The sequence below is a fragment of the Buttiauxella agrestis ATCC 33320 genome (assembly GCF_000735355.1).
Lineage (GTDB): Bacteria > Pseudomonadota > Gammaproteobacteria > Enterobacterales > Enterobacteriaceae > Buttiauxella > Buttiauxella agrestis.
Genome location: NZ_JMPI01000055.1, coordinates 1 through 11237 on the forward strand (window position 1 = coordinate 1; position 11237 = coordinate 11237).

11 protein-coding genes are annotated in these 11237 nt (G+C 52.2%); 10 read left to right on the forward strand and 1 reads right to left on the reverse strand.

Annotated elements, in window-relative coordinates; genetic code table 11:
- The coding region (pdxR, locus tag GBAG_RS15695) for a MocR-like pyridoxine biosynthesis transcription factor PdxR (RefSeq protein ID WP_034497902.1) at positions 1 to 1211 on the reverse strand (1211 nt) is incomplete at its 3' end.
- Positions 1212 to 1343: 132 nt separating this feature from the next.
- Between pdxR and GBAG_RS15700 the strand changes: the two genes are divergently transcribed.
- From GBAG_RS15700 to GBAG_RS15740, 10 genes are all read left to right on the forward strand, one after another.
- Positions 1344 to 1772 (forward strand): carboxymuconolactone decarboxylase family protein, encoded by a 429-nt coding sequence (locus GBAG_RS15700; RefSeq protein ID WP_034497884.1) that lies wholly within the window; start codon positions 1344 to 1346, stop codon positions 1770 to 1772.
- 279 nt (positions 1773 to 2051) lie between these two features.
- Complete coding sequence (locus GBAG_RS22805; RefSeq protein WP_156104903.1) at positions 2052 to 2210, forward strand: hypothetical protein; 159 nt, start codon at positions 2052 to 2054, stop codon at positions 2208 to 2210.
- Between the two features lie 176 nt (positions 2211 to 2386).
- Entirely contained in the window at positions 2387 to 2623 is a 237-nt protein-coding gene (gene nrdH, locus GBAG_RS15705) for a glutaredoxin-like protein NrdH (RefSeq protein WP_034497886.1), read from the forward strand.
- Positions 2620 to 3030, forward strand: a complete 411-nt coding sequence (gene nrdI / locus GBAG_RS15710) for a class Ib ribonucleoside-diphosphate reductase assembly flavoprotein NrdI (protein WP_034497888.1) — start codon at positions 2620 to 2622, stop codon at positions 3028 to 3030. The genes nrdH and nrdI overlap by 4 nt, the downstream gene beginning before the upstream one ends.
- Positions 3003 to 5150, forward strand: a complete 2148-nt coding sequence (gene nrdE / locus GBAG_RS15715) for a class 1b ribonucleoside-diphosphate reductase subunit alpha (protein WP_034497890.1) — start codon at positions 3003 to 3005, stop codon at positions 5148 to 5150. Before nrdI ends, nrdE begins: the two co-directional genes overlap by 28 nt.
- 9 nt (positions 5151 to 5159) lie before the next feature.
- Positions 5160 to 6122, forward strand: coding sequence for a class 1b ribonucleoside-diphosphate reductase subunit beta (gene nrdF / locus GBAG_RS15720; RefSeq protein ID WP_034497893.1), 963 nt, complete (start codon positions 5160 to 5162; stop codon positions 6120 to 6122).
- Positions 6123 to 6464: 342 nt separating this feature from the next.
- Positions 6465 to 7664 carry a glycine betaine/L-proline ABC transporter ATP-binding protein ProV gene (proV, locus tag GBAG_RS15725; protein WP_034497895.1) on the forward strand — a complete coding sequence of 400 codons (1200 nt, stop codon included), beginning with the start codon at positions 6465 to 6467 and terminating at the stop codon, positions 7662 to 7664.
- On the forward strand, positions 7661 to 8743 hold the full coding sequence (gene proW, locus GBAG_RS15730) for a glycine betaine/L-proline ABC transporter permease ProW (protein WP_034497897.1): 1083 nt from the start codon (positions 7661 to 7663) through the stop codon (positions 8741 to 8743). Before proV ends, proW begins: the two co-directional genes overlap by 4 nt.
- Before the next feature lie 59 nt (positions 8744 to 8802).
- Complete coding sequence (proX, locus tag GBAG_RS15735; protein ID WP_034497899.1) at positions 8803 to 9795, forward strand: glycine betaine/L-proline ABC transporter substrate-binding protein ProX; 993 nt, start codon at positions 8803 to 8805, stop codon at positions 9793 to 9795.
- Between the two features lie 186 nt (positions 9796 to 9981).
- Complete coding sequence (locus tag GBAG_RS15740) at positions 9982 to 11157, forward strand: MFS transporter (protein ID WP_034497900.1); 1176 nt, start codon at positions 9982 to 9984, stop codon at positions 11155 to 11157.
- Positions 11158 to 11237: the final 80 nt, after the last annotated feature.

Sequence of the window (11237 nt, forward strand, 5' to 3'; positions counted from 1 at the left end):
GCCTGCACCGCAAGCCCCGATGCACGCGCTTTTGCGACTAACGCGCGGTCGTCACCGTTTACCCGCATCACCATCTGAATGCCTCCCGCCTGGGGAACGACATCAAACCCCTGCTGTTGCAGTGCGTGTTCGAGCCATAGCCTTCGCTCGCTGTAGCACAAACGCATCTTTTTCAGGTGCCGCCAGAAGTGGCCTTCGCGAAGGAAATCGGCAATGGTCTGCTGAACAAGCAACGGCGCGGTGCAGGGCAAGAAATGCGTGTGTTGCGAGAATGCCTCGACCTGTTGCTGCGGCACCACCAGCCAGGCGACGCGCAGCGCGGGAAAGAGCGATTTGCTGAATGTTCCTGCATAGATAACGCGCTGCGGGCCATCGAGGCTTTTTATCGGCGGGAGCGGTTTGCCGTGGTAGCGAAACTCACTGTCGTAATCATCTTCAATCACCCAACTTTGATTTTCCGCTGCCCAGTCGAGCAACTGGTGACGGCGGTTAAGCGACAGCGCAACCCCCAATGGGCTTTGATGCGCGGGCGTCAGCAATGCAAAACGGGCATCCGGGAAATGGTTAACGCCGTAGTCAATTTGCATCCCTTCACCATCGACCGGAACCGGATGCAACGACATCCCCGCTTCGGCAAAAACCGGGCGCACATAGCGGTAGCCGGGATCTTCCAGCCAGATGCCATCTCCGGGTTTTGCCAGCGTATGGGCCACCAGACGCATAGCGGCCTGAAATCCTGAAGTGATGAAAACCTGTTCTGGCTGGCAGTCGATACTGCGCGAAAAACGCAGGTAATCTGCAATCGCCTGGCGCAATGTCGATTCGCCATTCGCTTCCGGCAAGAGCAAATCGAAACGAGTTTGCAGGCGCAGTCGTCGGCCCATAACGCGCGACCAGAGTGCGCGAGGAAAAGCGTCCAGAGCCGGTAATCCCATCTGGAATGGGCGCGGTGCGCCCTGCGGTTGGCTGGTTGGCGTCGCGAGATTGTTGGCACCACTGGTGGCGGACGGGCTAACGAACGTTCCCGCCTGGCCACGTCTTTCCAGCCAACCTTGTGCGACTAATTCACCATAAGCATTTTCGACGGTTGCCCGCGCTACGCCAAGTTCAAGCGCCATTGTCCGGCTGGAAGGCAGGCGGCTACCGGCGGCGAGTTCCCCGTCGCTAATGGCTTGTTTTAGTTGCCGTGCTATTTGCTGGTAACGCGGAATTGCGTGGTGAGCGCTTACTATCGGTTCGATGGACTTTGCCATTATGGTCTTCTTTATAAGTTAATTTATGGCTCTCTTTAGTAGTCCATCATAGTGCTAAATTGTCGGTATACCAATACGAGGAATAAAACCATGATTGAATTACGCCAACCTTACTACGACCTTTCTCCTGCCGTGTTTAAGCCAATGCTTCAGGCACTGAAAGGTCTGGAATCCAGCTCGCTCGGATCAACTCTGATTGAACTGGTTTTCCTGCGCGTCTCGCAAATTAACGGCTGCGCCTATTGCCTGGAGATGCATTCTAAAGCCTTGCGCAAAGATGGCGTCGAGCAGACCAAACTGGATGCCCTGGCAGGCTGGAAGGTGAGTAATCACTTCAGCGACAAAGAGCGTGCCGCGCTGGCCTGGGCAGAAGCGGTGACGCTGATTACCGAAGGGGCGGAAGATGCGGTGTATCAGCCGCTGCTGCAATTCTTTACGGCACAAGAGATTAGTGATTTGACCTTTACTGCGAGCCTGATGAACGCGTTTAACCGCCTGGCGATCAGTATGCGTATGTAGTTTATCGCCCTCACCCCGGCCCTCTCCCTCGGGGCTGTCTCTCAGTCACATCTCTGTGAGTTGTGGGACAGTTCCGTTCACCCGGTGTTCAGTGTTTTATATAGCCACTGAACCGGTGAACGACTTAGGGTGGTCAACGTCAAAACCGAAAGATCACACCGAGCCGGTTTTGACCTTGTTCCCGGTATAAATTGCCCCAGTGTTCCCCATAAGTCAGGGTTGAGCTGCCGGGAGCAGCGAAAGAGAGCGATCGTCGGGAACGAGTCGCGAACGACCCTGATGTTGGGGATAAGCTGGGGTTTACCGCGCAGCGGCAATTTAATCACCGGGCGACGGGGTCGCCAGGGGGATGTCGTTATCCACCTGGCACGTTCACCGTTTGCGGGAATGAAAGAGATTACTGAACACACGGGTGAACGGAAAATCGGCAAGGCTTAAAGATCTCACCCTGACAAAATTGCCAGGGTGACTTGTGTATCAGAGACAGCCAGGGGGAGAAAGCTGTGGTGAGGGCCAATTCCTCCCTTATCTAAAAATACTATATCTTGTATGGTTGATAATTTTCTAACCCACATCTAGTATTCATATTCTCAACCACAGAGAGAATAAGAATCATGCGCATTACCATATACACTCGAAATGACTGTGTTCAGTGCCATGCTACCCGCCGTGCTATCGAAAGCCGTGGGTTCACGTTTGAGATGATTAATCTCGATGTAAACCCGGAGGCGGCCGACGATTTGCGTGCTTTGGGTTACCGCCAGTTGCCGGTTGTGATCACCGAGCAGGAAAGCTGGAGCGGGTTTCGCCCGGATATGATTAACCGCCTGCAAACCCGAGCCACAGCATGAGCAATCTCGTCTACTTCTCCAGCACCTCGGAAAATACTCTGCGTTTTATCGAACGCCTGGGTTTGCCCGCGCTGCGCATTCCGTTGGATTTCAAACAACGGTTGGAAGTGACGGAGCCTTACATCCTGATTGTGCCGAGTTATGGCGGCGGCGGAATTGCCGGTGCCGTACCCGCACAAGTGATCCGATTTTTAAATAACCCCAACAATCGGGCATTACTGCGCGGCGTGATTGCCAGCGGTAATCGAAACTTCGGCGAAGGGTTTTGCCGGGCGGGCGATGTGATAGCCCAAAAATGCCAGGTGCCGTATCTCTATCGTTTTGAGTTACTAGGCACCGACCAGGACATTGAAAACGTGCGTAAGGGAGTCAACGAATTTTGGCAACGACAGAAGCTATCCGCCTGACGGCGAACGAAAGCGCGGATTATCACGCGCTCAACGCCATGCTGAATCTTTATGATTCCCAGGGGCGCATTCAGTTTGAGAAAGACCACCTGGCGGTGGAGCAATTCCATCAGCAATATGTGCTGCCCCGCTCGCGCCAGTTTGCCAATCCGCAGGCGCGCCTGGAGTGTCTGGTGGCTGAAGGTTATTACGACAATGCGGTACTGCAACGTTACCCGAGAAGTTTTGTGGTCGGCCTGTTTGAGAAAGCACACCACAGTGGGTTCCAGTTCCAGACTTTCCTCGGTGCGTGGAAGTATTACACCAGCTACACGCTGAAATCTTACGATGGCAAAGAGTATCTGGAACACTTCCCCGACCGTGTGTGCATGGTGGCGTTAACACTGGCTCAGGGTGACGAAAAGCTGGCACTGCAATTAATGGATGAAATGCTGAGCGGACGCTTTCAGCCTGCGACACCCACATTTCTTAACTGCGGAAAGATGCAGCGTGGTGAGCTGGTTTCCTGTTTCTTGCTGCGTATTGAAGACAATATGGAGTCCATTGGGCGTGCGGTAAATTCTGCGTTGCAGCTTTCAAAACGCGGCGGAGGCGTGGCGTTTTTACTCTCAAATTTACGCGAAGTGGGCGCGCCGATTAAACGCATCGAAAACCAGTCATCCGGCGTGATCCCGGTGATGAAAATGCTCGAAGATGCATTTTCTTATGCGAATCAACTGGGTGCGCGCCAGGGCGCGGGGGCGGTTTATCTCCACGCTCATCACCCGGATATTTTGCGTTTCCTCGATACCAAGCGTGAAAACGCTGACGAAAAAATCCGTATTAAATCGCTTTCGCTAGGTGTTGTGATCCCGGATATCACTTTCCAGTTAGCGAAAGATAATCAGCCCATGGCGCTGTTTTCGCCTTACGATGTCGAGCGGATTTACGGCAAGCCGTATAGCGATATTTCAATTAGCGAATGCTATGAAGAAATGCTGGCTGATGAGCGCATCTGCAAAACCTTTATTAATGCCCGTGAGTTCTTCCAGCGCCTGGCGGAAATTCAGTTTGAATCTGGCTATCCGTACATCATGTTTGAAGATACGGTAAACCGTGCAAACCCGATTGCTGGCCGCATCAACATGAGCAATTTATGCTCGGAAATTCTCCAGGTTAATAGCGCATCGACGTACGACGAAAACCTCGATTATGCGCAAGTTGGGAAGGATATTTCCTGTAACCTCGGCTCGCTGAATATCGCGCATACCATGGACTCACCTGATTTTGCCAGGACCATCGAAACCGCGATTCGCGGCCTGACGGCGGTGTCGGATATGAGCCATATTCGCTCAGTGCCGTCGATTGAAGCCGGAAATGCCGCGTCCCACGCCATCGGCCTTGGGCAGATGAATTTGCATGGTTATCTGGCCCGGGAAGGCATTGCTTATGGCTCGCCGGAAGGGCTGGATTTCACGAACTTCTATTTCTACACCGTCACCTGGCACGCCGTCCGCGCCTCAAATTTGCTGGCTCGCGAACGTAAACAGCGCTTCGCCGGTTTCGAGCAATCGCGTTATGCCAGTGGTGAGTATTTCCGCCAATATCTGCAAGAAAACTGGCAGCCAAAAACCGAGAAAGTGCGCGCTTTATTTGCCAGGGCCGGAGTCGCCATTCCCACCCGCGAACAGTGGCAGCAGTTGCGCGATGATGTGATGGAATTCGGGCTGTATAACCAGAATTTGCAGGCCATTCCGCCGACCGGTTCTATCTCTTATATCAACCACGCGACCTCGAGCATTCACCCGATTGTCTCGCGTATTGAGATCCGCAAAGAAGGTAAAACGGGGCGTGTTTACTACCCCGCCCCGTTTATGACCAATGACAATCTGGAGTTTTACCAGGACGCGTATGACATCGGCCCGGAAAAAATCATAGATACCTACGCCGAGGCCACGCGCCATGTCGACCAGGGTTTGTCGCTGACGCTGTTTTTCCGTGATACCGCCACCACCCGCGATATTAATAAGGCGCAGATTTACGCCTGGAAAAAAGGCATTAAAACGCTGTATTACATTCGCTTACGCCAGATGGCGCTGGAAGGAACAGAAGTCCAGGGCTGCGTGTCCTGCGCTTTATAAGGAGAGAAAATGAATCAGTTAACCCGCGTGCGCGCCATCAACTGGAACATTATTGAGGATGAAAAAGACCTCGAAGTCTGGAATCGCCTGACCAGTAATTTTTGGCTGCCAGAGAAAGTGCCGTTGTCGAATGACATTCCGGCCTGGCAATCATTAAGTCACGATGAGCAGCAGCTCACTATTCGCGTGTTTACCGGCCTGACGTTGCTCGACACGGTTCAGAATACGGTTGGCGCGCCGATACTGATGAGTGATGCGATTACGCCACATGAAGAAGCGGTATTGTCGAACATCAGCTTTATGGAAGCGGTGCACGCGCGTTCTTATAGTTCGATTTTCTCGACGCTTTGTCAGAGCAAAGATGTGGATGCGGCTTATGCCTGGAGTGAAGAGAACGAACCCTTGCAGCGCAAAGCACAAATTATCCTCGCCTATTATCATGCCGATGACCCATTGAAGAAGAAAATCGCCAGTGTATTTCTGGAATCATTCCTCTTTTATTCAGGCTTTTATTTGCCGATGTATTGGTCGAGTCGCGGCAAGCTGACCAACACCGCAGATCTCATTCGCTTAATTATTCGCGACGAAGCGGTGCATGGCTATTATATCGGCTATAAATTCCAGAAAGTGCTGGCTCAACAAAGCGCTGAACGCCAGGCCGAGTTACAGAATTTCGCCCTCGATTTGCTGATGGATCTTTACGATAACGAAGTGGCGTATACCGATGCGCTATATGGTGGCGTGGGCTGGCAAGAAGAGGTGAAAGCATTTCTGTGCTACAACGCCAATAAAGCATTGATGAACCTGGGCTATCACGCGCTGTTCCCACCTGAAATGGCAGAGGTCAACCCGGCGATACTGGCCGCTCTTTCGCCCAATGCGGATGAAAACCATGACTTTTTCTCAGGTTCAGGTTCGTCATATGTGATGGGGAAAGCGGTGGAAACCGCTGATGAGGATTGGGATTTTTAAATAAGCATATAACCTTAATGTAGGTCGGATATGCATCGCGTCATCCGACATTAATAGATGTAAAAATTGGTGGATGACGCTGTCGCTTATCCACCCTACATATTATTGATGATCGCCTCTCATTCAACCGAATTTCCCATCCGCTTACAAAAAATATCATCTTTCTCTGATTTGCCCTCAGCCCTTTACTCATGGGAAATTCTGCCCACTCAAGCCGCATGGATATTGGATATATCGGAAATCGAGGGTTGTCTCAGATTCTGAGTATGTTAGGGTATATGCAGTGAATATTTCCATCAGGAATTGTGTATAAATATATAAATACAGGAATAACTTTATTGCATGGCAATTAAACTTGAAGTAAAGAATTTATATAAGGTATTTGGCGAGCATCCACAGCGTGCATTCAAATATATAGAGAAAGGTATTTCAAAGTCTGAATTATTGGAGAAAACAGGGCTGTCGCTTGGCGTAAAAGACGCCAGTCTGGCCATTGAAGAAGGCGAGATTTTTGTCATCATGGGGTTATCGGGGTCCGGTAAATCCACCATGGTTCGCCTTCTCAATCGCCTGATTGAACCAACCCGTGGGCAGGTACTCATTGACGGCGTTGATATTGCCAAAATATCCGACGCAGAACTTCGTGAAGTCCGCAAAAATAAAATCTCTATGGTATTCCAGTCATTTGCTCTGATGCCCCATATGACGGTGTTAAATAACGCCGCATTTGGCATGGAATTAGCCGGCATCCCGGTTAAAGAACGTCAGGAAAAAGCGCTTGATGCGTTACGTCAGGTAGGGCTTGAAAATTATTCCCATGCTTACCCTGATGAGCTTTCTGGTGGTATGCGTCAACGTGTGGGTTTGGCACGCGCTTTGGCTATTAATCCGGATATATTATTGATGGATGAAGCCTTCTCCGCACTCGATCCTTTAATTCGTACTGAGATGCAGGACGAATTAATTAAATTGCAGGCGAAACACCAGCGTACCATTGTATTTATTTCCCACGATCTGGATGAAGCAATGCGTATTGGCGACCGAATTGCCATTATGCAGGGCGGCGAAGTGGTGCAGGTCGGGACACCGGATGAAATTCTGAATAACCCGGCGAACGATTATGTGCGCACCTTCTTCCGTGGTGTGGATATTAGCCAGGTATTTAGTGCCAAAGATATTGCCCGTCGTAGCCCGGCAGGGCTGTTGCGTAAAACCGCCGGTTTTGGCCCTCGTTCTGCACTTAAATTGCTCCAGGATGAAGACCGTGAATATGGTTATGTCATTGAGCGCGGGCAAAAATTCCTCGGCATTGTCTCAACCGATTCTCTGAAAGCCGCACTCGCTAAGGGTGAAGGTCTGGATGGGGCTTACCTCGAATCTCCTGCGGCGGTTTCCGCAGAAACGTCACTGAGTGACTTACTTACCCATGTCGGCCAGGCTCCGTGCGCGGTTCCGGTTATTGGGGAAGAGAGTCAATACGTGGGCATCATCTCAAAAGGGGTGCTGCTACAGGCGTTAGATCGTGAAGGGGTAAGTCAATGAGTGCATCAAATCCGTGGGATACCGGCAGCGCAGCGACTGCCGACGCAACAACACAACAAGCGGCTTCAACTGCCGATGCGTGGGGAAGCCAGGCCGCTTCAACACCCGCAGCAAGCAGCAGCGCAGACTGGCTGAACTCAGCGCCTGCTCCGCAAGCCGAGCATTTTAATATTCTCGATCCCTTTCATAAGACGCTTATCCCGCTCGATAGCTGGGTGACAAGCGGCATCGATTGGGTCGTTATGCATTTCCGTCCGGTGTTCCAGGGGATCCGCGTCCCGGTGGATTACATCCTCAGCGGTTTCCAACACTTCTTGCTGGGCATGCCGGCCCCCGTCGCCATCATTTTGTTCGCGCTGATTGCGTGGCAGATGTCGAGCCTCGGGATGGGTATCGCAACACTGGTTTCGCTGGTGGCAATTGGCGCAATTGGTGCCTGGTCGCAAGCGATGGTAACGCTGGCGCTGGTGCTCACCGCCCTGCTGTTCTGCATGATAATCGGCCTGCCGCTTGGGATTTGGCTGGCACGCAGCGAACGCGCCGCGAAGATAATTCGTCCATTGCTTGATGCGATGCAAACCACTCCGGCGTTTGTTTATCTGGTACCGATTGTGATGTTGTTCGGTATCGGTAATGTGCCGGGCGTGGTGGTGACAATTATCTTTGCCCTGCCGCCAATCGTGCGTCTGACGATCCTGGGCATTAAGCAAGTGCCGGAAGATTTGATTGAAGCCTCACGCTCGTTTGGCGCAAGCCCGCGCCAGATGCTGTTCAAAGTTCAGCTTCCGCTGGCAATGCCAACCATTATGGCCGGCGTTAACCAGACGCTGATGCTCGCACTTTCAATGGTGGTTATCGCCTCGATGATTGCCGTTGGCGGTCTGGGCCAGATGGTACTGCGCGGGATTGGCCGCCTCGATATGGGTCTTGCGACCGTCGGCGGCGTCGGTATTGTCATACTTGCCATTATTCTCGACCGCTTAACTCAGTCCATTGGCCGCGATTCACGCAGCCGTGGCAACCGCCGTTGGTACAACTCAGGTCCAATTGGTTTAGTGACCCGTCCCTTCATTAAATAAGCCTGGCGGCGGCATTCGTGCCGCCCCTCGCCCCATCACCACAATCAGGAATAACGACGATGCGACACACAACTCTATTAGCTACAGCTCTTGCCACACTCGTTACTACCACCACTTTTGCTGCGGATTTGCCGGGTAAAGGCATTACCGTTCAGCCCATTCAAAGCACCATTTCTGAAGAAACTTTCCAGACTGAACTGGTCAGCCGGGCGCTGGAAAAAATGGGTTACACCGTCAATAAGCCAAGTGAAGTCGATTACAACGTCGGTTACACCTCAATTGCCTCTGGCGATGCTACGTTTACCGCAGTGAACTGGCAGCCTTTGCATGACGATATGTATGCTGCGGCGGGTGGCGATAAGAAATTCTATCGTGAAGGTGTGTATGTTACCGGCGCTGCACAGGGTTATTTGATTGATAAAAAAACCGCTGACCAGTATCACATTACCAATGTTGAGCAGCTAAAAGATCCCAAAGTCGCCAAACTGTTCGACAGCAACGGCGACGGCAAAGCCGACATGATGGGCTGCACGCCGGGTTGGGGTTGTGAAGCGGTCATTAATCACCAGAACGAAGCGTATAAACTGGCTGATACCGTCACGGTGAATCACGGTAACTATTCCGCCATGATGGCTGACACGATTGCGCGCTTCAAAGAAGGCAAGCCGGTGCTGTATTACACCTGGACGCCATATTGGGTAAGCGATGTGCTCAAGCCGGGTAAAGATGTGGTGTGGTTGCAAGTACCGTTCTCTTCTTTGCCGGGTGAGCAGAAAGGCATTGATACCAAACTGCCGAATGGCGCGAACTACGGTTTCCCGGTGAATACTATGCACATTGTGGCGAACAAAGCCTGGGCTGCGAAAAACCCGCAGGCCGCGAAACTGTTCAGCCTGATGAAATTACCGCTGGCAGATATTAATGCTCAGAATGCAATGATGCACAGCGGCCATGCTTCAGAAGCTGATATTCAGGGTCACGTTGATGGCTGGATTAAAGCTCACCAGGCCGAGTTCGATGGCTGGGTGAACGAGGCGCTGGCAGTTAAGTAATAGTTCATATCTAGCTGAGGACGCCCTCATCCCGGCCTTCTCCCCTAGGGAGAAGGAGAAAACCTCTCCAGAGGGAGAGGGTTAGGGTGAGGGCGTCCCAATAAAATCAAACCGCACAATCCGACTCCCGCTTGCCTTAATTTTCGCTATTATTCCCGTCCTGTCATTTCCAACCGAAGAATAAGAATGAATAAAACCTCCCAGGGACTTAGCCCAGCGCTCATCGTCCTGATGTCTATTGCCACGGGTCTGGCCGTTGCAAGCAACTACTACGCACAACCCCTGCTCGACACCATCGCGAATGCGTTTTCACTCTCTATCAATCAGGCCGGATTTATTGTGACTGCGGCACAGCTTGGCTATGCCGCAGGTTTACTGCTGCTGGTGCCGCTGGGGGATATGTTTGAGCGCCGCGGGCTGATTGTGTTTATGACGTTGCTGGCGGCTGGCGGTATGGTCATCACGGCACTAAGCCAAACGCTGTGGGTGATGATCCTCGGCACTGCACTGACCGGGTTGTTCTCGGTGGTGGCGCAAATCCTCGTGCCCCTGGCGGCAACGCTTGCCGAGCCTGAAAAGCGCGGCAAGGTCGTCGGCACGATTATGAGCGGGCTGTTGCTAGGCATCTTACTGGCACGAACTGTTGCCGGATTACTGGCAAGTCTCGGCGGCTGGCGGACGGTGTACTGGGTGGCGAGTGTCCTCATGATCTTTATGGCTGTCGCGCTGTGGCGCGGGCTGCCGAAAATGAAGTCCGAAACGCACCTTAATTACCCGCAATTGCTCTCTTCGGTATTCGGCCTGTTTATCAAAAACCCGCTATTGCGTACCCGCGCGCTGTTAGGCTGCCTGACGTTTGCGAACTTCAGCATTCTCTGGACATCAATGGCATTTCTGCTGGCATCACCGCCGTTTAACTTCTCGGACGGGATGATTGGCCTGTTTGGCCTGGCTGGTGCGGCGGGTGCTTTGGGTGCGCGTCCGGCGGGCGGTTTTGCCGATAAAGGCAAAGCGCATCTTACGACGACCATTGGGCTGGTGCTGTTGTTGCTGTCGTGGATTGCTATCGTGATGGGGCAGTATTCAATCATCGCACTTATCATTGGTATCCTGGTTTTGGACTTAACGGTGCAGGGCGTGCATATCACCAACCAAACCGTTATCTACCGCATGATGCCGGATGCGCGAAATCGCCTGACCGCCGGTTATATGACCAGCTACTTTATCGGCGGGGCCGCAGGTTCGATTATTTCTGCCAGTGCCTATCAACATGCTGGATGGAATGGCGTGTGCGCGGCGGGTGCCATCATTGCCCTACTAAATTTGGTAGTGTGGTGGCGCGGTTATCACCGTCAGCCGTGATACCACTAATCCTTTACAGACCCTGCGGATAATTTGGGGTATTAAGGGTCGTACCAGTCTGTTAAGGTTATCCCTGTTTT

Excerpts from the sequence above, each read along its gene's own strand:
- proX (WP_034497899.1), top strand. The coding sequence starts at position 8,803 with ATGCGACACACAACTCTATTAGCTACAGCTCTTGCCACACTCGTTACT.
- nrdF (WP_034497893.1), top strand. The coding sequence starts at position 5,160 with ATGAATCAGTTAACCCGCGTGCGCGCCATCAACTGGAACATTATTGAG.
- GBAG_RS22805 (WP_156104903.1), top strand. The coding sequence starts at position 2,052 with ATGTTGGGGATAAGCTGGGGTTTACCGCGCAGCGGCAATTTAATCACC.
- proW (WP_034497897.1), top strand. The coding sequence starts at position 7,661 with ATGAGTGCATCAAATCCGTGGGATACCGGCAGCGCAGCGACTGCCGAC.
- nrdI (WP_034497888.1), top strand. The coding sequence starts at position 2,620 with ATGAGCAATCTCGTCTACTTCTCCAGCACCTCGGAAAATACTCTGCGT.
- nrdH (WP_034497886.1), top strand. The coding sequence starts at position 2,387 with ATGCGCATTACCATATACACTCGAAATGACTGTGTTCAGTGCCATGCT.
- GBAG_RS15740 (WP_034497900.1), top strand. The coding sequence starts at position 9,982 with ATGAATAAAACCTCCCAGGGACTTAGCCCAGCGCTCATCGTCCTGATG.
- proV (WP_034497895.1), top strand. The coding sequence starts at position 6,465 with ATGGCAATTAAACTTGAAGTAAAGAATTTATATAAGGTATTTGGCGAG.
- GBAG_RS15700 (WP_034497884.1), top strand. The coding sequence starts at position 1,344 with ATGATTGAATTACGCCAACCTTACTACGACCTTTCTCCTGCCGTGTTT.